The sequence below is a fragment of the Streptococcus mitis genome (assembly GCF_905187495.1).
In the GTDB taxonomy this organism is placed as follows: domain Bacteria; phylum Bacillota; class Bacilli; order Lactobacillales; family Streptococcaceae; genus Streptococcus; species Streptococcus mitis_CU.
On sequence record NZ_CAJJIB010000022.1, the window covers coordinates 66,605 to 90,736 of the forward strand.

At 42.6% G+C, this 24,132-nt stretch carries 21 protein-coding genes and 1 pseudogene; 6 read left to right on the forward strand and 16 right to left on the reverse strand.

All coding sequences use genetic code 11. The features are described 5' to 3' along the window. Positions 1-12: 12 nt before the first annotated feature. On the reverse strand, positions 13-4,932 hold the full coding sequence (locus tag JQ843_RS04280; protein ID WP_419991897.1) for an endo-beta-N-acetylglucosaminidase: 4,920 nt from the start codon (positions 4,930-4,932) through the stop codon (positions 13-15). Between the two features lie 291 nt (positions 4,933-5,223). After that, positions 5,224-5,286: pseudogene (locus JQ843_RS10170) on the reverse strand (YSIRK-type signal peptide-containing protein); the annotation flags it as partial. Positions 5,287-5,589: 303 nt separating this feature from the next. Between JQ843_RS10170 and JQ843_RS04285 the strand changes: the two are divergent. Further along, positions 5,590-7,221 (forward strand): Na/Pi cotransporter family protein, encoded by a 1,632-nt coding sequence (locus tag JQ843_RS04285; protein ID WP_049499742.1) that lies wholly within the window; start codon positions 5,590-5,592, stop codon positions 7,219-7,221. 96 nt (positions 7,222-7,317) lie between these two features. On the opposite strand, the gene JQ843_RS04290 is transcribed toward JQ843_RS04285, so the two are convergent. Next, positions 7,318-7,614: a bacteriocin immunity family protein gene (locus tag JQ843_RS04290; RefSeq protein ID WP_033679682.1), complete on the reverse strand. Its 297-nt coding sequence runs from the start codon at positions 7,612-7,614 to the stop codon at positions 7,318-7,320. Positions 7,615-7,634: 20 nt separating this feature from the next. Further along, the gene (pepA, locus tag JQ843_RS04295; protein WP_000209162.1) at positions 7,635-8,699 is read right to left on the reverse strand and encodes a glutamyl aminopeptidase; all 1,065 of its coding nucleotides are present in this window, start codon (positions 8,697-8,699) and stop codon (positions 7,635-7,637) included. Between the two features lie 294 nt (positions 8,700-8,993). Between pepA and galE the strand changes: the two genes are divergently transcribed. The 5 genes from galE to JQ843_RS04320 all read left to right on the forward strand — a co-directional run bounded on the left by galE (position 8,994) and on the right by JQ843_RS04320 (position 13,851). Further along, the gene (gene galE, locus JQ843_RS04300; protein ID WP_065427684.1) at positions 8,994-9,992 is read left to right on the forward strand and encodes a UDP-glucose 4-epimerase GalE; all 999 of its coding nucleotides are present in this window, start codon (positions 8,994-8,996) and stop codon (positions 9,990-9,992) included. A 143-nt stretch (positions 9,993-10,135) separates the two neighbouring features. Beyond that, entirely contained in the window at positions 10,136-11,095 is a 960-nt protein-coding gene (locus tag JQ843_RS04305; RefSeq protein WP_004255926.1) for an ABC transporter permease, read from the forward strand. After that, a complete protein-coding gene (locus tag JQ843_RS04310; protein WP_203212982.1) occupies positions 11,085-12,041 on the forward strand; it encodes an iron chelate uptake ABC transporter family permease subunit in 957 nt (318 codons plus the stop codon). The genes JQ843_RS04305 and JQ843_RS04310 overlap by 11 nt, the downstream gene beginning before the upstream one ends. Continuing rightward, positions 12,038-12,790, forward strand: coding sequence for an iron ABC transporter ATP-binding protein (locus JQ843_RS04315; RefSeq protein ID WP_203212983.1), 753 nt, complete (start codon positions 12,038-12,040; stop codon positions 12,788-12,790). Before JQ843_RS04310 ends, JQ843_RS04315 begins: the two co-directional genes overlap by 4 nt. A gap of 95 nt (positions 12,791-12,885) precedes the next feature. Beyond that, a complete protein-coding gene (locus tag JQ843_RS04320; protein WP_203212984.1) occupies positions 12,886-13,851 on the forward strand; it encodes a siderophore ABC transporter substrate-binding protein in 966 nt (321 codons plus the stop codon). A gap of 110 nt (positions 13,852-13,961) precedes the next feature. On the opposite strand, the gene yidD is transcribed toward JQ843_RS04320, so the two are convergent. From yidD to treP, 12 genes are all read right to left on the reverse strand, one after another. Beyond that, positions 13,962-14,204: a membrane protein insertion efficiency factor YidD gene (gene yidD / locus JQ843_RS04325; RefSeq protein WP_020903101.1), complete on the reverse strand. Its 243-nt coding sequence runs from the start codon at positions 14,202-14,204 to the stop codon at positions 13,962-13,964. Beyond that, positions 14,204-14,926, reverse strand: a complete 723-nt coding sequence (locus JQ843_RS04330) for a pseudouridine synthase (protein WP_001222228.1) — start codon at positions 14,924-14,926, stop codon at positions 14,204-14,206. Before JQ843_RS04330 ends, yidD begins: the two co-directional genes overlap by 1 nt. Then, the gene (scpB, locus tag JQ843_RS04335) at positions 14,913-15,482 is read right to left on the reverse strand and encodes an SMC-Scp complex subunit ScpB (RefSeq protein ID WP_060627148.1); all 570 of its coding nucleotides are present in this window, start codon (positions 15,480-15,482) and stop codon (positions 14,913-14,915) included. Before scpB ends, JQ843_RS04330 begins: the two co-directional genes overlap by 14 nt. Positions 15,483-15,500: 18 nt before the next feature. Then, positions 15,501-16,229: a segregation/condensation protein A gene (locus JQ843_RS04340; protein WP_060627149.1), complete on the reverse strand. Its 729-nt coding sequence runs from the start codon at positions 16,227-16,229 to the stop codon at positions 15,501-15,503. Next, positions 16,229-16,963, reverse strand: a complete 735-nt coding sequence (gene xerD, locus JQ843_RS04345; RefSeq protein ID WP_338014942.1) for a site-specific tyrosine recombinase XerD — start codon at positions 16,961-16,963, stop codon at positions 16,229-16,231. The genes JQ843_RS04340 and xerD overlap by 1 nt, the downstream gene beginning before the upstream one ends. Further along, positions 16,960-17,421: a cyclic-di-AMP-binding protein CbpB gene (gene cbpB / locus JQ843_RS04350; RefSeq protein WP_049499725.1), complete on the reverse strand. Its 462-nt coding sequence runs from the start codon at positions 17,419-17,421 to the stop codon at positions 16,960-16,962. The genes xerD and cbpB overlap by 4 nt, the downstream gene beginning before the upstream one ends. Then, positions 17,418-17,939 (reverse strand): metallophosphoesterase, encoded by a 522-nt coding sequence (locus tag JQ843_RS04355; protein WP_001118952.1) that lies wholly within the window; start codon positions 17,937-17,939, stop codon positions 17,418-17,420. The genes cbpB and JQ843_RS04355 overlap by 4 nt, the downstream gene beginning before the upstream one ends. Continuing rightward, positions 17,915-18,886, reverse strand: coding sequence for a nucleoside-triphosphate diphosphatase (locus JQ843_RS04360; protein WP_203212985.1), 972 nt, complete (start codon positions 18,884-18,886; stop codon positions 17,915-17,917). Before JQ843_RS04360 ends, JQ843_RS04355 begins: the two co-directional genes overlap by 25 nt. Beyond that, positions 18,883-19,677, reverse strand: coding sequence for a glutamate racemase (gene racE / locus JQ843_RS04365; protein WP_000370376.1), 795 nt, complete (start codon positions 19,675-19,677; stop codon positions 18,883-18,885). Before racE ends, JQ843_RS04360 begins: the two co-directional genes overlap by 4 nt. Before the next feature lie 199 nt (positions 19,678-19,876). After that, positions 19,877-20,125, reverse strand: coding sequence for a YneF family protein (locus tag JQ843_RS04370; protein WP_000364990.1), 249 nt, complete (start codon positions 20,123-20,125; stop codon positions 19,877-19,879). A gap of 141 nt (positions 20,126-20,266) precedes the next feature. Then, on the reverse strand, positions 20,267-21,892 hold the full coding sequence (gene treC / locus JQ843_RS04375) for an alpha,alpha-phosphotrehalase (protein WP_203212986.1): 1,626 nt from the start codon (positions 21,890-21,892) through the stop codon (positions 20,267-20,269). 63 nt (positions 21,893-21,955) lie between these two features. After that, positions 21,956-23,923, reverse strand: a complete 1,968-nt coding sequence (gene treP / locus JQ843_RS04380; protein ID WP_203212987.1) for a PTS system trehalose-specific EIIBC component — start codon at positions 23,921-23,923, stop codon at positions 21,956-21,958. Between the last annotated feature and the right edge of the window lie 209 nt (positions 23,924-24,132).

Consider the following 24,132-nt stretch of genomic DNA (forward strand, 5'->3'; position numbering starts at 1 on the left):
ATTTTTCGATATTTAATCTTCATCTTCTTTTTTCTGTTTCAATGTCAAGGCTAAACTAGCAAGACCAAGGCTTACCAATCCTGCTATTAGGGCTTCATTGGCATCAGCAGTTCCTGTATTTGGCAATTGTTTGCTTGCTTCTTCTGATTTAACTGCTGTATTTTGGGCTGGTTTTTCTTGTGTAGGCGCTACTGCTGGTTCAGTTTTTACTTTTGTTCCAATTTCAACAATTTCTGGAATCGCCTCTTGGATGACTTCTGTTGAACGAAGACGACGCTGACCGTTTTCATCAACTTCAAAGACATGTCTCAACAGACCATCTCGTCCTTGTATGATGACTCGTTGTTCCCCAACTAGCATATCAGCATTTTCATGCTCTTGACGGTCAAAGGCAACCTTTTCCTCTTGAACTTCCAATTTAGGAGCCTTTTGTTGATCAGAAGCCGGTTGATTAGTAGGTTTTGGAAGGTCTGTGTTTTGTGGTGCTGGATTGGCAGGAATGAGACCAGTACCTACTTCTACGATTTCAGGGCTTGCTTCTTTCAAAACTTCTGTAGCGCGAAGCGTACGATTGCCTTGACTATCTACTTCAATCAAGCGACGAATTTGTCCCTCAACTCCTGCTTGGACAAGTTGACGTTGACCGACTGGGAGATTTGGATTGGGACGTTCTTGGTGTTCGAAGGCAATACTTGTCTCTTCAATTTCTAATTTTGGAGTATCCACAACCAAATTCTTGACACCTTCAGTTGGTTCCTTGCTTGAAATAACTTTTTCTACTGGTTTAGCAGGTTGTGGTTTTTCAGCAGATTCATAAACAAAGGCATAATGAGTAAAGTGTGGCGCTGTAAAGATGACATGACTATCCGTTTGTTCAAAAGCCAATTCTACTGCCTCTTTGCCTTCAGGCAAGAAGAAGACTTTCTTCACTTTCTTATCTTTTTCAATTGGAATTTTCACAATAGATGCGTAAGAGAGATCAACGTCTTGACCTTTTTCATCTAGACCTTCTATTTCAAAGACATGTGCATCTTCTCCAGCAAAGTATTTCTTCTCTTCAGCACTTGCTTGAACACGCTCTACTTTCAAGCCCTTGATGATAGTCTTCTCTTTATTTGAGAAGTGTACTTCAACACCTGTTTTACTATCAGAAAAGACTGCTGGTTTGTCTTCTTTCAATAGGGCAACCAGATCTTTTAGACTCTGTTTCGCTGTCGCAAGCTCTTCTGGACTCAAATCTACTTTTTCAACCAAGGCCTTGTTTTTCTCAAGAAGCGGAGTTAGGGCAGAACCTGAAGGATGGTTTGGTTTGGCAGCCAAGAGTTCTTTAGCCTCACCTGTTAAGCGATCAAGTTCTGTCTTATCTTCCGTAAATTTCTCTTGACCATTCAGAGCTTTATGAGCTTCTGTCAATTTATTAAGTCGGTCATTGACTTGATCTTGGGTGCTAGTTTCATGGTCTTTCAACACTTGTTCCGCCGCTTCAATTGCTTTCAAGAAGGCTTCTTTTACTTCTGGTGAAGCAAAGTTATAGACCACCTTGTTCTTAGCCGCTTCAACTTCTGCTAATTTTTGTTTAAGGTACTCATCGTTCAATGCTGCTTTTGGAGATACCAAAACATCAAAGTTGACTTCATGTCCTTGGTAACGAAGCGTCAAGGTTTGACGACCAGTCTTTTGAGCATCGTAACCAGAAATTTCAACTCCCTCATCAGTAAAGGAATGTTCTTCCATGGTGTCATTACTATAAGCCACTGCAAAGCGTCCTTCAGACAAGTCTAAGCTATCACCAACTAGGTAATCTTTTTTGGGTTCCTGACTTACTTCAATTCCCAAAATAGTTTTCGGACTTGCTTCATCTTGACTAGTAACAGTCACTGATAAATTAGCATGTACCGGTTGCCCCAAATATTGTAAAGTAAGATTTTGTTCTCCCTTATGATGCGTATCAAAACCGGATACTGATACACCCGCGTGAGTTAGGCGAATAAGTTCGTCCTCAGCTCCACCTTCATACTGAACTCGAAGAACACCACCTCTAAGGTCCAAATCCTCCCCTTCGGCGTAGCTTGTTTTCTTAGGTCCTGTTTCTAGGCTGACTGACTTGATTCTTCTGTCATCTTTTGGAACGGAAACTGCTAGGACATTACTAATTTCCTTGCCTGGCAACTGGGTACGATAGTAAAGAAGACCAGATTGATTTGTCAAATCCAATGGTGAACTTGCTAGGTCTCCTCCAACTTCGCTCTTCAAGGTTGCAAGCGGAGTTTGAGAATTTGGATTATCATAAACGGTAATGGTTGCTCCGGCCGGTACATCCGCAAAGCCAACTTGTACCTTGTTATTGCCTAGAGAACGGGCTGCAGCCTTGGCCATCGGAATATTGACACTCTCAGTATCAAGCTTTTCATACATTTTCCAGTTATAGATACGAATAGCCTTCCATGGTGTTCCATTGTCAGAAGTGACAACATTCAAGCGCCAATCTTGAGCTGTGATTGGCTTATCAAGGGTAATATCTGTAACATGGGCTTTATTGCCACGGACTTCCTTAGCCAACTTCCATTGACCATCCGCATCTTTATAATAGAGGTCAAAGTCTTTGGTATTCATCAAACCATCGTTTACAGATTCTCCACCAGCTCCAGCATGGTCCATCACCCATCTAACAACTGTACGTGGCTGGGTCAAACGAATATCCACACTACCACTTAACTGTCCAGAAGACCACTTGTCTGAAAGACTGGTAATGGTACCATTCAACATACCTTCAATACCTTCTCCACCTTCAGTCTTAGGGAAAGTACTATCAATAACTGTTGCACCTGGAACGATATTTTCAGCTAGTGGTTTTGGTAGGCTGGTATCTTTTACAGTCATGCCCCAATCAAAGGTTGTAGTTGCAGCTTCTGAACGAACTCCATTTTTACCGACTGCTACAACCTTCAGTTCTTGAGTTGTACCTTGAGCACTTGCTGAGCGGCTAACTTTTGGTAGATAAATAGTTGTAGAAGATGAGCCAGTTAGTAATTTCCAGCTGTCTCCATCTTTTTCGTAAACTTCATAGAAATCTGCATCCTTGTTGCCTTTAAATTGCACAACTGCTTCCGCTTCTTGGGCATTTTTAAGGACTTGTTTGGCTACAGCTACTGTGGTTGGTGCCTGAGGAGCATCTTGATTATTGCTGATGGTCAATTGCCCCAGGTTAAATTGATAACCTTTTAGGTCTTTATCATTTTCAAAATACAGTTTAATACCGTAAATTGTTTTACCTGCTAAGGCACTCAAATCAAAATCATCGGTAGTCCAGTTATCTGAAACTGTCAATTCTTTACGGGCAGCTTCATCACCGTAGGTATAATCTTTCTTAGTTGCAAATTCTACATAAACCTTGGTTCCTTTGCCTCCTTTATGGGCAACATGCAATTTGGTGGTATCTGTCACCTTCAAGCGAGTAGAGTACAAATTCACATCTTGCTTGGTCGCACCTGAAAGATCCCCTGCAAATTTGAGAGAAGTTCCACCATTATAAGCATCTTCAAAATCATAGCTTGCTTTCAACTTATCACCAGTTGATTTTTGCCACCAGCGCCATGTTGGAAGAACACCTGAAACTGAACGGTAATTCCACTCAGAATCCTTAGAAACCTTACCATCTACGAACCATTTTCTACCATGACCTGTATTAAAAGAGGTAGTAAAAGTATTACCTACTGCTGGCGTGCGGTCCGCAACTAGGTTAGCAATCCCATACCAATCTTTGTCAGCTGGTTTTTGGCCAGTAGGGTCTCCTTGGTAACCTGTAAAGAAGATATCTTCATTCTTATGATAATCTTCACCAGTTTTTCCTAAACTTGTAATGGTATCTGGGGCGAACAAACCAAGAGACAGACGCAATTTCCCATTTTCATCTAAAATGTCATTCCATTTGACCTTGGTCTTGTAGGAACCACCCTGTTGCAATTCCAAACCTGCAAATACATCATAAGGATTACGACCAATCCAGTTGGCAGTTGTAATAGTGTAATCATTCTTAGCCTTATCCCAGTTAAAGTTAGCAAAGAAGTTGTCTGCTGGAACCTTATCTCCTTCAGGTTGCATGAATTGGTAGTTGTATTCTCCCAAACCATCTTGGTGGTAACGTCCATAGTTATAGGTCATAGCATCGTACCAAGAATACTTGATTGGATGGTTTACCTTAGCAGCATACTCCTTGGTATAGAGCATAAACTGGCGCATCTTTTCTCCAAGAGGTTCAACCAAATCCCCAGTTGTTTCCTGGTTGATGAAATAGCCATCATAGCCATAATACTTGGCCATATCCACCAATTTACGGGCAATTGGGAAGCTACCATCTGGGTCTTGCTTCAAAGCTTCAGCGAATTTTTCTTGATCAGCAATACTATTAGACCAGTTGAAGAAGAGTGTACCATATACAGGAACCCCGTTACGGTGACCTGCATCAATAACGTCAGGAGTTGGTACGAGACCTTCCCAGAAGACCATTGAATCTAGATATTGCCAATAGTCAAAAGCATAGGCCTTGAACTCTTCTCCACCAACAGAAGCATGGTCTTTTGCTTTAGAATTGGTGTTTGATAGGGCTTGAACTTTTGCTTCCTTGCTAGCTTTTTCATTGACCAAATGACCTGTCCGACGTGAAGCGAGGGCGACAGACCCGCGGTTAATAGCATCATCTTCACGAGCACCTGGTTCCCATTTTAACAATTCTTCCCAAGAATTAAATTTGATTTCCTTTGGTTTTAATGTTTTTTCTGTATTTTTAGGGACATCTGGCTGGACTTCTTTTTCAGTCTTATTAGCTTCTGCTGCTGGCTTAGACTCATCCCCTTGGCTAGTTGCTTCAGGCTTTGCTTCTATTTCCTTGTCAGACTTAGGTTTTGCTTCTGCAGATGGTGTTTCCGCAGCCACCTCACTTGGTTTTTCCTCTGGTTTAGCTACGCTTACTGCCTCTGCAGTTTCAGTAGTTGCAGCTTCATTGCTTGCTGGCGAAGCAGTTTCAGATGCTGTCGCTACTCCTTCTGCCTTTTCTGGCTTATTTTCTCTAGCATGTTCTCCTTCATGCTGCTTGTCAGCTTCATTAGTTGGATGCTCACTCTCTCCTGAAACAAGCTCTGTATTGGCTCCGTTATTTTCAGGAACTGCAGTTTCTTCTGCTAAGGCTGGACCAGCAAATAAAACAGCCCCAATCATCAGCGAGCAGGCTCCTACTGATAACTTACGAATACTGTAACGACAACGTCTTTCAAAAAATAGATTCTTCATTTTCTCCTCCTAAAAGATTGATTTTGTTGCACAAAAGAAAGCGCTTAACTTTCTTTATAAAATTTTTATCCCAATCACAGGGACCAAGATAATTCCTCCCTCATTTTAAAATATTTCTTTTAAATGTCAATATATAAAAGGAAATATCTATATCTAGGTTAGAAATTGGTAAAATTAATATAATTAAGGCCCATTCTAACGAATTTTCTTTCTAAAATCTTAGCTTAACACTTGTTAGATTTACTTTTATCCTTTAAAATAGAATAGGAGAAATTCCGTTATTATTTTTCGGAGGAAAAAGAAATGTCCATTAATTGGCAGGAAATTTTATTTCACTTTTTAGGTGGTCTGGGACTATTCTTATATAGTATCAAGACCATGGGAGACGGTTTGCAACAAGCTGCTGGAGATCGCCTTCGGTTTTACATTGACAAATATACCAGCAATCCGTTCTTCGGTGTGCTAGTTGGTATCGGTATGACGGCGCTAATTCAGTCAAGTTCTGGTGTCACAGTCATTACAGTGGGGCTAGTCAGCGCAGGACTTTTGACCTTGCGTCAAGCTATCGGTATTGTCATGGGTGCCAATATTGGAACTACCGTTACATCCTTTATCATCGGTTTTAAGCTAGGAGATTATGCCTTACCAATGCTTTTCATCGGAGCGATTTGTCTCTTCTTCACCAAGAATCGCTCTATCAATAACATCGGACGTATCATTTTTGGTGTAGGTGGTATCTTCTTCGCTCTCAATCTTATGAGCGGTGCAATGGAACCTCTAAAAGACCTGCAAGTCTTTAGAGACTATATGGTTGAACTAAGCAAGAGTCCTATTCTAGGTGTCTTTGTCGGAACTGGACTAACCCTACTCATTCAAGCTTCTTCCGCAACTATCGGTATCCTACAGAATCTTTACGCAAGTGGTTTGATTGATCTACAAGGTGCCCTACCAGTCTTGTTTGGTGATAATATCGGAACGACCATTACAGCTATTATTGCTTCTCTTGGAGCTAATATCGCTGCCAAACGTGTTGCTGGTGCCCATGTCGCCTTTAACGTGATTGGTACGGTTATCTGTATTGTCTTCCTTGTACCTTTCACTGGCTTGATTCAATGGTTTGAATCTACACTCAATCTGGCTCCAGAAATGACCATTGCCTTCGCCCACGGAACCTTTAATATCACAAATACTATTATCCAATTTCCATTCATCGGAGCCTTGGCCTACTTTGTAACCAAGCTCATCCCTGGTGAAGACGAAGTTGTCAAGTACGAGCCACTTTATCTTGATGAGCATTTGATTAAACAAGCTCCATCAATCGCTCTCGGAAATGCCAAAAAAGAACTCCTTCACTTGGGAAATTATGCTTCCAAAGCCTTTGACCTTTCATACAACTACATCATTGACCTTAATGAAAAGGTTGCTGAAAAAGGACACAAGACAGAGGAAGCCATCAATACCATTGATGAAAAATTGACTCGCTACCTCATTACTCTTTCAAGTGAGGCCCTTAGCCAGAAAGAAAGTGAAGTGCTGACCAACATCCTGGATTCATCCCGTGATTTGGAACGGATTGGGGACCACGCAGAAGCCCTAATCAATCTAACTGACTACCTTCAACGTAAAAATGTTGAGTTCTCTGAAGCTGCTTTGCAGGAATTAGCTGATATCTATCAAAAAACCACTGGCTTTATCAAGGATGCCCTTGATAGTGTAGAAAACAATGATATTGAAAAAGCTCAAAGTCTGATTGAACGCCATAAAGAAATCAACAATATGGAACGTGTTCTCAGAAAGACCCACATCAAACGCCTCAACAAGGGTGAGTGTTCAACACAAGCTGGGGTAAACTTTATCGACATCATTTCCCACTATACTCGTGTATCTGACCACGCCATGAACCTTGCTGAAAAGGTCATCGCTGAACAAATCTAAGAACCAAGAAGCTATCCTGAATGGGATGGCTTTTTTCTTTTCCTAACCAAGAATTGCCTTTCTACCATATAAAAAATGCTTTGATCCACAATGGAATCAAAGCATTTTAAAGAGCTCCCCATACATAATCGCAGAAGCTGCAGTTCCTCTGTACTTAGCTTCTTCTCTTTTGATAAAGCGAGCCAAGTTGAGCAACTCAGGTGCCGGATGTTTGGGATTTAGGAGCAATTCACGATTGACCAGGCCTGAGAGACGAACTGCCAGCAATTGCTCATTTGTAGTAGGCAGTTTTTTAGCAGTCTCTAGGAGAGCAGCAACTAAATCTTCACTCAAATCATGTCGAGCATGATTGTAAAGATCTTTTACAAGGCTTTCTAGGTTTGGTTCTACCATCCCTACCACCTCCCTTATGTTTAATAATGTTTAATCAAATCAACTGTTGAACGATCCAATTTTTTCACCAAGGCTTGCAAGAAAGCTTGCGCTTCTAAGAAGTCATCCATAGCGTAGAGGGTTTGATGAGAATGGATATAACGAGCGCAAACACCGATTGTTGTTGATGGGACACCACCATTTTTCAAATGAGCTGCGCCAGCGTCTGTTCCGCCTTTACCACAGTAGTATTGGTACTTGATTCCAGCTTCTTCAGCCGTTGTCAAAAGGAAATCCTTCATCCCTGGGAGAAGCAAGTGACCTGGGTCGTAGAAACGAATCAAGGTTCCATCTCCAATCTTGCCTTGACCGCCATAAACATCACCAGCAGGTGAACAGTCAACTGCTAGGAAAACTTCTGGATCAAATTTAGTTGTAGAGGTATGAGCACCACGGAGACCAACCTCTTCTTGGACGTTAGAACCTAGATAGAGTTCATTTCCGAGTTTTTGACCTGAAAGAGCTTCTGCCAATTCACTAACCATGAGTACACCATAGCGGTTGTCCCAAGCTTTTGAGATGATATTTTTTTCATTGGCTGTCAAGATTGCAGAGCTATCTGGTACGATGGTATCTCCAGGACGGATGCCAAAGCTTTCTGCTTCCGCCTTATCCGCAAAACCGCCATCAAAGACGATATCTGCAATAGCAGGTATGGTTGGTCCACCCTTACCACGAGTCAAATGTGGAGGGACAGAGCCTGAAATCACAGGAATTTCACGACCGTCACGAGTAAAGAGTTTAAAGCGCTGGCTACTAACCACCATAGGATTCCAACCACCGATTTCTACGACACGAAAAGTACCATCTGGCTTGATTTCGCTGACCATAAAACCAACTTCATCCATGTGAGAAGCGACCAAGACGCGCGGTGCATCCGCAGCTTCTGAATGTTTAATCCCGAAAATACCACCCAAGCCATCTGTCACCACTTCATCCACGTGCGGTGTCAACTTTTCACGAAGATAAGCGCGGACAGGTGCTTCATGACCTGAGATCGCAGCAAGTTCTGTTACTTCTTTGATTTTTGAAAATAATGTTGTCATTTCAGTTCCTTCTTTCTTCCATCCATTTTACCACTTTTTATAGGAGAAGGATAGCGGGAAGGTGGATTTCTAAGTTAGTATCTTTGTCTTGCTCTATCTCAGAAATGGATAGTATTCTCTTGCATTTGAAGTGAAATCTAAAAAAATTCCAATATTAACTCGAAACTTTATTTCCAAACAAAAAAACAATCCGATACCTAAATTGTTCAGATTTTTCATGAAATTTACAGAAAATAGTTGACTTTCCTTTCTTCTTTCTTTAAAATAGTACAAAACTAGAAAAAGGAAAAAATCATGACCAAAACAATTCTTGTTACAGGTGGAGCTGGCTACATTGGCTCCCATACCGTTAAAGCTCTTTTAAATGCTGGCTATCAGGTACATGTTCTAGATAATCTCTCTACAGGAAATCGAGCGGCTGTAGATAGTCGTGCTAGCTTTAAACAACTGGATGTTTATGATGCTAGCGCCTTAAAAACTTATTTGGAAGAAAATCAGATTGATGCTGTTCTGCACTGTGCAGGTGAGATTGTTGTTAGCGAAAGCATTGAAAACCCAAGCAAATACTTCACTGCCAATGTTGCTGGTATGAACCAAGTTCTCAAAGTCTTATCTGAAGTTGGTATTCAAAAAATCATGTTCTCTTCGACTGCTTCCCTCTATGGTAATAACTGTATTGACAAGCCTGCAACTGAAGATACCCTGCTCGACCCTGTCAACCCTTATGCAGAAACAAAACTGATGGGTGAACGAATGATTTACTGGATGGCCAATCGCTACGATTGGAAATATGTCATTTTCCGTTACTTTAATGTAGCTGGAGCTGAAATGGATGCTTCAAACGGTCTGCGAGTGAAAAATCCAACTCATATCATTCCCAACATCAACAAGACCGCATTGGGACAAAATGATAGCCTGAAAATATTTGGAGATGACTATGATACACGTGATGGTTCATGTATTCGAGATTACATTCATGTCTTGGACCTTGCACAGGCTCATGTTAAAGGAATGAACTACCTCTTTCAAGAAGACAGTTCTTCTCAAATATTTAACTTAGGAACTGAAAAGGGCTATACCGTCAAAGAAATCTTTAAAACTGCTGAAGAATTACTGAATCAAAAAATACCACACGAAATTGTTGCTCGCCGTGCTGGTGACCCAGCTAGCGTCCTAGCAGACGCATCAAAAGCTAAACAATATCTTGATTGGAAGGCTAGCTACTCCCTCGAAGATATTATTTTATCAGATTATCGTTGGCGTGTTAAAGAAGGCAAAAACATTTTGGAATAGGATAACAAAGGAGAAAGCCTTGGCGCTCTCTCCTTGTTTTATTCATTAAATTGTCAGAAAATTTATTGACAGATTAAATAATTCGTGTTACATTAATATCCGCAGGTATCTTTCGATACCAAATCCACATGAAAGGACGGGGTATGAAACTTTCTCATTATTTAATTGGCTTACTTCTACTCCTGGTCTTTCTCTCTATTAGCATTGGGACCAGTGATTTTTCATGGGGAAAACTCTTTGCACTGGATCATGAAACTTGGCTTCTCTTTCAAGAGTCCCGTCTTCCAAGAACCATTAGCATTCTCCTGACTGCCTCTAGTATGAGTATGGCAGGGCTCCTCATGCAGACTATCACTCAAAATCAGTTTGCTGCACCGAGTACAGTTGGAACGACTGAAGCCGCCAAACTAGGAATGGTATTGAGCCTCTTTGTCTTTCCGTCGGCTAGTCTGACTCAAAAGATGCTCTTCGCTTTTGTTTCATCCATCGTATTCACCCTCTTCTTCCTAGCCTTTATGGCCATTTTTACTGTAAAGGAAAGGTGGATGTTGCCTCTGATTGGGATCATCTATAGTGGGATTATCGGTTCTGTGACAGAAGTTATCGCCTACCGTTTCAATCTGGTTCAGAGTATGACAGCTTGGACCCAGGGCTCCTTCTCCATGATTCAGACCCATCAGTATGAATGGCTTTTCTTAGGCCTCATTATCCTGATAGCCGTTTGGAAATTATCCCAAACCTTCACCATCATGAATCTGGGCAAAGAAACCAGCGAGAGTTTGGGGATTTCCTACTCCCTACTTGAAAAACTGGCCCTCTTTCTTGTGGCTCTAACGACTAGTGTCACCATGATTACCGTGGGTGGCTTGCCATTTCTCGGAGTCATCGTTCCAAATCTTGTTCGCAAGCACTATGGAGATAATCTGAGCCAAACCAAACTCATGGTCGTACTGGTCGGTGCCAATCTAGTTCTGGCCTGCGATATCCTATCCCGAGTTCTGATTCGGCCCTATGAGCTGTCTGTCAGTCTTCTACTAGGAATCATTGGTAGCCTCGTCTTTATCCTACTTCTCTGGAGAGGGGGACGAAAAGATGCAGTCTAAAAGCAAACATACTAAGCTATTCTGCCTTCTCATTATTCTGGCCATCGGAGCTTGTCTCCTCTATTTTTGGCCCATTACTCACTTGTCAGCCTTTTCTTGGAAGCTGCGTTCCCAAAAGATCATCGTTTATCTCTTGGTAGCTATCGCGACAGGGATTTCGACCATTAGTTTTCAAACACTGACGGAAAATCGTTTCCTGACGCCAAGTATTTTAGGAATCGAATCCTTCTACGTCCTACTGCAAACTCTACTACTGGTTTTTGAAAGTAAGTTTCTTCAACTTGGCAAGTCCCCTATCTTAGAATTCCTAATCTTACTTCTCATCCAATCCCTCTTCTTTCTTGCCTTACAAGGCTACTTGAAGACACTGATGAAGCAAGACCTTGTCTTCATTCTGTTGATCTGTCTAGCCCTCGGAAGTCTCTTTCGAAATATCAGTACCTTCCTCCAAGTCCTGATGGATCCAAATGAATACGATAAACTGCAAAACAGTCTCTTTGCCTCCTTTCAACATCTCAACACTTCCATCCTAACCATCGGTTCTCTAATCATCCTCGCTTTGACAATCTTTTTCTTTCAAAAAGCAGTCATTCTCGATGTCTTGCACCTGCAAAGAGAAACTGCTCAGATATTGGGGCTCAATGTTGAAAAAGAACAGAGAGAACTCCTCTGGGGTATCGTGCTTTTGACTTCAACGGCTACTGCCTTGGTAGGACCTATGGCCTTCTTCGGTTTTATGCTAGCCAACCTCACCTACCTAATTGTCAATGACTATCGGCACAAGTTACTCTTTATCGTGGCCATTCTGATCGGATTTATCAGTTTGACTTTGGGGCAAGCCCTAATTGAACGAGTATTTGCTATGGAAATTCGCATCAGTATGATCATCGAGAGTGTGGGTGGCTTCTTATTCTTTATCTTACTTTATAGGAGGGCGCGTCGGTGAAACTGAAAAACATTGACAAATCCATTCAAAAACAGGATATTTTGCAAGGCATTTCGCTTGAAGTCAGTCCTCAGAAACTGACAGCCTTTATTGGTCCAAATGGTGCTGGAAAATCGACTCTCCTCTCCATCATGAGCAGACTGACCAAGAAAGATCAGGGAATTCTCAGTATAAAAGACCGTGAAATCGAGAGCTGGAATTCGCAAGAACTGGCTCAAGAACTGACTATCCTAAAGCAGAAAATCAATTACCAAGCCAAATTGACGGTTGAAGAACTGGTCAGTTTTGGACGTTTTCCCTATAGTAGAGGACACCTGAGAGCAGAAGATTGGGAAAAAATCCGAGAAACTCTGGACTATCTGGAACTGACCAACCTAAAAGACCGCTACATCGATAGCCTGTCTGGAGGCCAGCTCCAGCGGGTCTTTATCGCTATGGTACTGGCCCAGGATACAGACTTTATCTTGCTAGATGAACCGCTCAACAATCTCGATATCAAGCAAAGCGTCAGCATGATGCAGATTCTCAAGCGACTGGTGGAGGAACTAGGAAAGACCATTATCATCGTCCTCCACGATATCAACATGGCCAGTCAGTATGCAGATGAAATTGTCGCCTTCAAGGACGGTCAAGTCTTTAGCAAGGGAAGAACAGATCAAATCATGCAGGCTGACCTGCTCAGTCAACTTTATGAGATTCCCATCACGCTGGCTGATATCAATGGCAAAAAGATCTGTATCTATAGCTAATAACATATAAGTTCAAGTTAGAGAACCTTCAATCTCTTAGTCAATAAAACCTAGAGACTCCCTAAATCGTTATCACATTTTAAAAAGGAGAAATCATGAAAACATCCCTCAAACTTTACCTCACTGCCCTAGTAGCCAGCTTCTTGCTCCTACTTGGTGCATGTAGTACAAACTCAAGCACTAGTAAGACGGAGTCAAGTAGCTCTGCTCCAACAGAGGTAACCATTAAAAATTCACTAGGTGTAGTCACACTTTCAAAAATCCCTGAAAAGATTGTGACCTTTGACCTCGGTGCTGCGGATACTATTCGCGCTTTAGGTTTTGAAAAGAATATCGTCGGAATGCCTATAAAAACTGTTCCGACTTATCTTAAAGACCTAGCTGGAAAAGTTAAAAATGTTGGTTCTATGGTTGAACCAGACCTAGAAGCCCTTGCTGCTCTTGAACCAGACCTAATTATCGCTTCACCACGTACCCAAAAATTCGTAGATAAGTTCAACGAAATCGCTCCGACTGTTCTCTTCCAAGCAGGCAAAGATGACTACTGGACTTCTACCAAGGCTAATATCGAATCCCTAGCAAGCGCCTTTGGTGAAACTGGTACACAGAAAGCCAAGGAAGAATTGGCCAAGCTAGACAAGAGCATCCAAGAAGTCGCTACTAAAAATGAAAGCTCTGACAAAAAAGCCCTTGCTATCCTCCTCAACGAAGGAAAAATGGCTGCCTTTGGTGCCCAATCTCGTTTCTCTTTCTTGTACCAAACCTTGAAATTCAAGCCAACTGATACTCAATTTGAAGATTCTCGCCACGGACAAGAAGTCAGCTTTGAAAGTGTCAAAGAAATCAATCCTGACATTCTCTTTGTCATCAACCGTACCCTTGCCATCGGTGGGGACAACTCTAGCAACGATGGCGTCCTAGAAAATGCCCTTATCGCTGAAACTCCTGCTGCTAAAAATGGCAAGATTATCCAACTAACACCAGACCTCTGGTATCTAAGCGGAGGCGGACTTGAATCAACCAAACTTATGATTGAAGACGCACAAAAAGCCTTGAAATAAGCTACTTTAAACTCAATCACATCTTTACATGATAAAACGCATCCTATCAAGCTCACTCAAACCTGATAGGATGCGTTTTTATCATTTCACTAAAATATTTTTACCCAGCCTCATTTTTCTTCTTGATTCCGTTTGAGGGAAAAGTGGTCTGGGACGGGGTCATTACCTGTTTTCGACCAGGGATGGCAACGTAAAATCCGAGCCAAACCCATCAAGACACCCTTAAAGCCATGTTTTTCAATAGCCTCAATCATATAGTTGGAACAAGTCGGCTCAAAGCGACAAGAGGGTGGAAAGGCTGGCGAGATAAACCGTTGGTAAAAGCGTACTGGCGCTATTAAGATTCGTCTCATTATTTCTTGGTTACAGCCATGGTGTGTAGTTGGCTGATTTCTTTTTTATTCAGACGACGGGATTCACCTGGACGAAGGCCTGTCAAGTCTAGGTGCCCAAAACGTGTACGCGACAACTTGTCCACTTGAAGACCAACAGCTTCAAACATTTTTTTAACCTGATGGTTACGCCCTTCATGGATAGTCAACTGCACCACAGAGCGATTTTTAACTGGGTCCACTTTGAGAATTTCATAAACAGCTGGCTTGGTTTTCTTGCCATCAATCTCAAGTCCACGGGTCAAGGGGCGGAGATTGTCCTTATTGGCCACACCTTTAACACGCGCGACATAGACCTTATCAATTTCATTACGGGGGTGAATCATCTCATCCGTAAAGTCTCCATCATTGGTCAAAATCAAGACTCCTGATGTATCCCAGTCCAAACGACCTACAGGGTAGATGCGCTCTTTCACGTTGGGCAAGAGGTCGACAACCGTCTTGCGGCCCTTGTCATCTGTCACACTGGAAATGACACCGCGTGGTTTGTTAAGCAGATAGTAGACCTTTTCTTCATTGTAGATAGGTTGACCTTCAACTTCGACCTTGTCGCCTGACTTGATAGTGGTTGCTAGTTCACGTACCACTTGGCCGTTAACCGTCACCAAACCTTGCTTAATCAGCTCTTCTGCTTTTCTCCTACTGGCCACACCTGCGTGGGCAATATACTTATTGATTCTCATCTTCTTCTATCCTTTCACCAAATAATTGGCTTTCTTGGGCTTGAATCTCAAGCTCATCAATCACTGGTAATTCTTCTAAATGGTTTATCCCCATGTAATCTAGGAAATAATCTGTAGTCACATAGAGGTTGGGGCGACCCAACACTTCTTTTTTCCCGTCTTCTCGTATCAAGTCAAAGGCCTGCAACTTTGCCAAGGCCCCACTCGAGTTGACACCACGGATGGCATCAATCTCTATCCGTGTGATGGGCTGTTTGTAGGCAATTATGGACAAGGTCTCAAGGGCAGCCCGAGATAAACTCTGGTTGATGGGCGCTTTAGAATAGTCCTTCAAAATCTCTGAAAACTGAGGCTTGGTCACCAATCTATAAGCACCCCCTGTCTCAATCAGAGCCAAACTGGAATCTGGGGCCTTTTCATACTTCTGGGATAATTTTTCTAAACTCTGTTGGATGCCTGTCGGTGGCAGAGAGAGGAGTTCAGCTAACTGGCGGACCCGAATCCCATCTTCACCCGCTACAAACAAGAGCGCTTCTATTTTTGCTAAAGTACTCATCTTTCCTCTCTATCAAGTCTAGCTTTGGGCTACTTGACTTTCTTCCTTCTTTTCCATGAGATAGATATCTCCGAAACTCTCCTCTTGCACGAGGATTAGTTCCTGGGTTTTGATTAACTCTAGGGTTGCTAAAAAGAGGGTGATGACCTCTTGGACATTCTGGGCTTCCTTGAACAAATCCTGCAAGCACAATTGGTCTCGTCCAGCCAAGGACTCTTTCACGATAACCATCATGTCCTCAATCTTATACTCATCCCGCAGGATAGTCGTATGATTCTGTTCAAACTCCTCTTTTTTCTTGGCTAGGATATTTGAAAAAGCCAAGAAGAGGTCAATGGTCGTCTTGTCATGCACGAGCTCCGCATCTTCGTAAATCAACTCTGTCGGCGCTTTGGAATAATACTGGGCCCGATCTTGGTGCTTGGCTTCCAAGTGCTCACCCAAGAGCTTGAATTTGCGGTATTCTTCGATTTGAGAGAGAAGGTCCTGCTCCAGGTCATCTTCCAAATCTGTCACTTCCGCTACCTTTGGTAAGAGCTTGCGACTCTTAATCAACATCAGCTGACTGGCCATGACCATGTACTCACCCGTCACTTCCAGACGCATGGCCTGCAGGGTTGAGACATAGGCTAGATACTGTTCAATGACTTCCGTAATGGGCACATCGTAGATATCCATCTGGTACTTAGAAACCAGGTGCAAAAGAAGATCCAGGGGCCCTTCAAAATCTTTTAATTTAATATCCATTATCTATATTTTTCTAAGGTCAGGACTGTTTTTAATCCTAATTTTTTTGCAATTTCGTACAAATCGACCTTCTTTTCTATCTGTCTTAGAATGAACTGTTCCCGCAAGGCTTGAGCGGATAAGGTTGAGAAACCTTTCTCCTTGACAAAGGACTCTAGCTGACGGAAGGCCCATTGACGAGAATAGGCTTTCCCTGTCCTTTCAAAAAGATAGGTCTGGCCCATCAAGGGTTCTAGCTCTGAAAGCAAGCTCGTGGGAATGGTGACAATCCTCTGTTGGGAAGCCTTCTGGATTCGCAACACCTGAAAGTCCAGATTGATATCCGCAACCTTTAGAGCTAAAATCTCACTCGGCAAGAGTCCCATTTCTAGGATTAAGAGCGCTAGCAAGCGACCCTCTGGATAGTCGCTTTCTTGCCAAAAAGAGTCTAGGTTTAACAGTTCTGGTTTTGAGGTCTTCTTTTCAGCTTGTTTAGCTAATTCCAATCGGTAAAAACTATCCACTTCTCCTTTTTGATAGAGAAAGTAGAGAAATTGGTTACAGGCCGAAATCTTTCGCTTCTGGGCGCTGATTTTTAGATTGGCTAGCTGAGCTTGGTAAATCTTGAGACTGGTCTCAGAAATCCGCTCGCCTACAATGTCTAAAAATTGTTCCAGATCATACTTATAGGACTGCTTGGAATTGGCAGACAAGCCCTGCTTTTCCTCTAAAAAGGCTGAAATCCTATCTCTCATTTGCATCGAATCTCATATTCCTTACTAAAGTCATGCAAGAGGGCATTCACTGCCTTGAGGATAGACTTACGTGTGATAATTCCCTGGAAGATACCATTCTTATCTACTACAGGGAGGAAGGACTCATCCACTAGCTTGTGCAAGACCTCCGTAATGGTAAAATCAGGCGAGACGACCGCTACGTCCGTTCTCGTCATATGAACGATATCCGTATCTGCCATGATTTCTTGACTCAGATCATGCTCCATCTGATAAGCCATAATATCTCTGAGCCCAATCGTCCCAACAAACTGTTTTTCATCTGTCACAACAGGAACACGGGTATAGGTCATCTGACTAAGCAAGAGGGTCGCGTGATCTGCATTGTGGGTATCAATCAACACGGCTAGATTTTTAGCAGGGGTCAAAAAAGTTTCCTCCTGCCCCAACAAGAAAGTCTCAAACTCCTTGGCAATCATCGGCTAAACTCCTTGGACAAGCCTGGATACACCTCATGGTCTCGTGTCAAAAAGTCCACTTTAAAATAACTGTCATCAATCTCCACACGAGCATAGAGACATTCTCTGATGGTCCCACGTGGTTGACTGATGGAACCTGGATTTAGAAAGAGTGTCTTGCCTTCCATCCAAGCGCTTGGCACATGCAAGTGACCATAAAGGCAGATATCGGCCTCTTCTTCCTGAGCCCAGTAGTCCAACTTTTGAAAGTTGAAATTGATGTCAAACAGGTGTCCATGGGTTTGGATAATCTTGGTCGAACCAAGCTCTGTCACCAAACGTTCTGGGTAGCCGGCGTAGAAGTCCATGTTCCCTTTAACAACACGGATGCCTTCCCAAAGGGGAGAATCAGGACGCAGTTCAGAATCGCCGTTATGAAAAACGGCATCAACTTTGCCTACATAGCGATCACGGATTTCTTCCACAATCAAGCTATCGCCATGGGAATCGCTCATTACAATGATGGTTTGCTTTGCCATGATGGAAATACCTCCAAAAGTTTCTTAACGGCTAAGGCGCGGTGAGATTGGCTATTTTTTTCTTCAAGGGTTAATTCAGCTGATGACTTGCCTGTCTCTCCTACAAGGAAGAGAGGATCGTAACCAAATCCATTTTCACCCTTTGGTTCAAAGTTAATGTAGCCAGGCCAGTCTGCTTCAACAACCAAACTTTCCTTGTTGGGACTGGCTACGACTAGGGTTGTATGGAATTGAGCCGAGCGGTCCTTGAGTTCAAAGACCATGGCCAATTCGTGCAAGAGCTTGGCATTGTTTTCACGGTCAGTAGCTCCCACACCTGCGAAACGAGCTGACCAGACACCTGGCAAGCCACCAAGGACATCAACTTTCAGTCCAGAATCATCTGCCAGAACCATCTTGCCTGTTAATTGAGAAATAGTTTCTGCCTTGAGACGGGCATTTTCTTCGAAGGTCATGCCTGTTTCTGCTACTTCAGGCAGGTCAGGATAGTCATTAAGATTTTCCACATCGTAGCCTAACTTATCAAAGATAGCTCGGAACTCTTTGGTCTTGCCTTCGTTTCGAGTCGCAATCAATAAGGTTTCTCTGACCTTGCTTGTCTCAAAGAAATCATGAACATTGACCCCTTCTTTAGGCAATGCTACATGCAGGAGTTGCCCATTTTCAATCAAGAGAAAAGCTCCCTGACGTTGGATGACTTCCAGATTTCGTCCCATTTCTTGGTTGAGGATATCTACCACAAAAGACAATAAACGGTAGAGAGAACCATAGCGTAAAACAGTAACAGAAACAGGAAAACCTCGATCCTCATCTCGAAATCTTTGGGCAAACTCCAATAGAGGAAAATCCAAGTCATCATCCGTCAACGTCCGGACGCCACCAAAAATACCATAGGACCCGACATACCAGTCCTGGTCATCCTTGTATTCATAAATTTTATTTGTCATAATTCTACATGCTCCACATGAATCTCTTTTTCAAGCCATTCTTCACCAATTTGTGCAAAACTTTGGCTGCTGGCTGTTGTGTAAAAACGGTGATGGAGTGGTCCGGCATCGCGACCACGATTGATTTCAAAATAATTAAGTAAGACTGAGATATCCCGTACGCACTCTGCCCCACTATCAATGAGCTGAACCTTGGGTCCCATGACATTTTGAATAATGGGTCTGAGCAGTGGATAATGGGTACAACCCAAAATCAGGCTATCCACCTTTCCAACCAAGGGACGCAGGGTTTCATAGACCACTTTCTTGGTGACACTGGTTGACAGGGCACCAGACTCCACCAAGGGAGCAAACTTGGGACAGGCCAAACTCTCCACCTGTAAGTCCGGATCCAAATCATGGATTTTCTGACGGTAGATGTCTGATTGTACCGTCATGGGTGTTCCAATCACTCCGATTTTCCCACCTTGGCTGGACTTGATGGCTGCTGAAGCTCCTGGCAAAATCACACCCAAGACAGGAATATCTAGTTGAGCCTTGATTTCTTCCCAGACGACCGCAGTCGCAGTGTTACAAGCAATGACAATCATCTTGACATCCTTGGTCAAGAGAAAGTTGACCAACTGCCAAGTATATTCACGAATTTGCTCAGCAGGACGGGGACCATAGGGCGCCCGTGCCGAATCTCCAATATAGACGATTTCTTCATGGGGAAGCTGGCGCATGAGCTCGCGCACAACGGTCAAGCCCCCGACACCCGAATCCAAAAAACCAATTGGTCGATTATCCATACAGTCTTCTTTCTAGTCTTTTTTCTGATTGATAGTTCATTATGATTACTTGTCTTCAAGAACTGAAGGACAGCTTCAACAACTACTATCTCTCTTAATCATAATCAAATATCAATAGAATGCAAGGAAAAAGTCTCATCCCTAAACCATAGCCAACATAGTGAGAAGTCTGGAACTTTCATCCCAGACTTTTCCTTATTTATTTTTTCTTTTTATTGTTAGCAAGGGCTGCTTTTTGTTGGCGGATGATTTGGTGGTAAACTTGTTGTACCTTAGCTTCGCTTGGTTTTTGACCATTTGCACTCAAAAGAGTACGAACTGCTTCAGCATTCAAACGTGGGTTATCAGCAAATTCTTTTTCGATTTGCTTACGAACCAAGTACATTCCTCCAAGAGCTCCTCCTAGAAAAGCTAGCACAATCAATACAATTGCTAAAAGTAAATCCATCATATTTCTCCTGTTTCTTTTTGAGTCTCTTTCATTATACCATAAACTAGCCACCCTGACTAGTTTGTTTTACGCTTTCAGAGATGGAATAGACAGCAAAAAGAACCCTGCTTTTCTGCGAAAGAGGGCTCCTTACTGAGTTTAATTTACATAAATAGCCAGCGTTTGATACGGTTTGAGTAGAATTTTTTCAGACACTTCTGCATCTTCATAGTTTGAAATCAAAATTCGTCCATTTTGGTAGGCTACTGATAAGTCGATTTCCACTTCTGTGGCATAAAAATTATTGAGCACTAGTAACTTTTGATCCTCATACTGGCGTTCAAAAGCATAAACTTGTTTGCTATCTTCAAAGGCTGGTTTGTAACTTCCTTCTGAGATGATAGGCATTTCTTTACGAAGTCGAATCAAGTCTTGGTAGAAGGTGAAAATAGGGCCTTGGATTTCATTTTCTACATTGATGTGAGGGTAGGATTTTCCTGCCTTGAGCCAAGGTATCCCTACTGTAAATCCTGCATTTTCCGAAGAATCCCACTGCATGGGAATTCGTGAATCATCACGCGACTTAGCCTGAATAATCAGGAAGGCTTCTTCCTGACTCTTCCCTTCTTTTAAGAGCATCTGATAAGCATTGAGCGATTCGACATCTACATAATCATCCATAGAATCATAGTCTGGGTCAATCATCCCGATTTCCTCGCCCATATAAATATAAGGTGTTCCGCGTGATAAGTGAATACTTGCCGCTAGCATGGTGGCTCCTTCCTTGCGGAAATTTTGAATATCGACAAAACGGTTCAAGGCGCGTGGTTGGTCGTGATTGTTCCAGAAGAGAGCGCTCCAACCACCTTTATCACTCATTTCCTTACCCCAACTATGGTAAAGACTCTTCAACTCTTCAAAATCAAAGGGAGCCAAGGTCCACTTTTGCCCATCTTTGTAGTCCACCTTGAGGTGATGAAAATTAAAGGTCATGGATAATTCCTGACGGTCAGGCGACGAATAGAGGACACAGTTTTCCATAGTTGTAGAAGACATTTCCCCAACTGTCATAAAGCTATCGTCTGATCCGAAAGTGGCTTGGTTCATCATACGCAAATAGTCATGAACGATGGGCTTGTCTGTATAAGCTGGCTTTCCTTCATTTTCAGGACAATTCACTAAGACCTCGTCCTTGCCAATCAAATTGATCACATCAAATCGGAAACCTTTGACACCCTTGTCGCGCCAGAAATTAACAACCTTGAAAAGCTCCTTACGAACATTGGGATTGCGCCAGTTAAGATCAGCCTGGGTCTCATCAAAGAGGTGAAGGTAGTATTTCCCTGTATTCCCAAAGGGTGCCCATGCAGAGCCACCAAACTTAGACTGCCAGTCTGTTGGTTGGTCTTGGATGAAGAAAAAGTCTTGATAATACTTGTCACCAGCTAGGGATTTCTGAAACCATTCATGCTCTGTCGAACAATGATTGAGTACCATGTCCAGCATAAAGTCAATCTTGTGCTCTTGACCGACACGCACCATTTCCTCAAAATCAGCCATATCACCAAAAAGAGGATCAACTGCCATATAATCTGAAATATCGTAACCATTATCCCGTTGAGGGCTTGGATAGAATGGATTGAGCCAGACCATATCCACGCCCAACTTGGCTAGATAGGGGATTTTTTCGATAATTCCACGTAAGTCCCCAATACCATTGCCAGTGGTGTCTTTGTAAGATTTTGGATAGATTTGATAGACTACTTTTCTTTTATCAAGTGTCATCTATTTCTCCTTTTCTGATAAAAGGGAGGAAGCCGTCTTCCGTCCCTATTTGTGCTATTTTGATTAGATTCGTGTTGCGACCATGAGATCTTCTCCAGCTTGGATCGTTGTCGGATAAGTTCCAGTGATGGTCGCTGTATAAGCATCTTGATTGGTAATAATGACAGGAGTTTCTGTTACCAGACCTGCATCCTTGATAATATCCATATCAAAACGAATCAATTTCTGCCCAACTGTGACATGATCTCCTTGGGCTACTAGACTTTCAAATCCTTTGCCATCAAGACCTACTGTATCCATACCGATGTGGATGAGCAATTCCACTCCCTCATCAGAGACAATACCGATGGCATGCTTGGTAGGGAAAAGAACCGTAACTGTCCCATTGACTGGAGAAGACAACTCACCTTGACTTGGTTCAATGACCAGACCTTGCCCCATGACACCTGAAGCAAAGACTGGATCAGTTGCTTGACTTAGTTCTTTTACTTGTCCTTCAAGTGGGCTAACAATTTCTACTGGAGTATGTTCTACTGGTTCATGGCTCACAAATTCTGCTTCTTCTTGAGCAACGAATTCTGCCTGCAAGTCCGTATCATCCTCTGTTTTTGTAAAGAGACCAGCCTTGCGGAAAAAGAAAGTCAAGAGCATTGGAACAAGAATAGCGACTAGCATAGTTCCTGCAAATGGTAGCATGTATTGAGGTTGAATAGAGAGGATACCTGGCAAACCACCGATACCAATAGAAGCCGCAGTTACATTAAAAGTAACGGATAACATGCCTGCAAGAGCTGAACCAGTCATTCCAGCTACAAATGGATAGATGTATTTGACATTGACCCCAAAGAGGGCTGGTTCTGTAACACCGAGATAGGCTGAAATGGTTGCAGGAAGTGAAACCTGAGCCTCACGCTCATCATGACGGTGCATGAAATAGTAAGCAAATACGGCCGAACCTTGGGCAATATTAGAAAGAGCAATCATTGGCCAGAGGGCAGTTCCACCCGCATCCGCAATCAATTGTGTGTCAATGGCATTGGTCATATGGTGCAGACCTGTAATGACAAATGGTGCATAGAGGGCACCAAAAATCGCACCGAAGAACCACTTAACAGGACCAGTTAATCCTGCTAATACAACTGATGAAAGTCCTTGCCCGATTGTCCAACCGATTGGTCCCAAGACAGTATGAGCCAAAATCAAGGCTGGAATCAATGACAAGAAAGGTACAAAAATCATAGAAATCACTTCTGGGATATGCTTACGCCAGAAAATTTCAAGATAAGACAGACTCAAACCTGCAAGCAAGGCTGGGATAACTTGGGCTTGGTAACCGATACGATTAACAGTAAAATAGCCAAAATTCCAAACCCAGTTTGCTGCGATATCAGCTGCTGGCGTTGAAGCAACCGCATAGGCATTGAGCAATTGAGGCGATACCAAACAGATTCCGAGAACAATTCCCAAAATTTGGCTGGTTCCCATCTTACGAGAAACAGACCAGGTAATCCCTACTGGTAAGAACTGGAAGATAGCTTCACCAGGCAACCAGAGGAAGTGATTAACCCCTGCCCAAAACTGAGAAGTTTCTGTGATGGTCTTACCATCCAACATAGACCAATGCACACCTTCCAAGACATTACGGAAACCGAGGATCAATCCACCAACAATCAAGGCTGGAATAATCGGAGTAAAGATTTCCGCCAGAGTGGTCATAACACGTTGGACCACGTTTTGATTACTCTTAGCTGCAGACTTGGCTGCTTCTTTGGAAACACCCTCAATGCCTGAAACAGCTGTAAAATCATTATAAAAAATCGGCACGTCATTCCCAATAATCACCTGAAATTGACCTGCATTTGTAAAAGTTCCTTTAACAGCTGGAATTGATTCGATAGCTTTAACATTAGCCTTCTTATCATCTCCTAAAACAAACCGCATCCGTGTCGCACAGTGGGTTACCGCAGTCACATTTTCTTTGCCTCCAATTGCCTGAAGCAGATCCTTGGCTTCTTGTTCAAATTTTCCCATTTGATTCTCCTTATACTTGTCAAAGCAAGTTTGATTTGATAAGACTATTGTAAACGATACCAAACTTGTCTGCAACTTGTTTTGTTTAAAAAGAGGATTTTTTTGTCATTTTTCGGTACTTGTATGGTAAAATAGATACAGGTGTTCATTGAACTAGACTAAAAAGCCATTTAATACTCAATGAAAATCAAAGAGCAAACTAGGAAGCT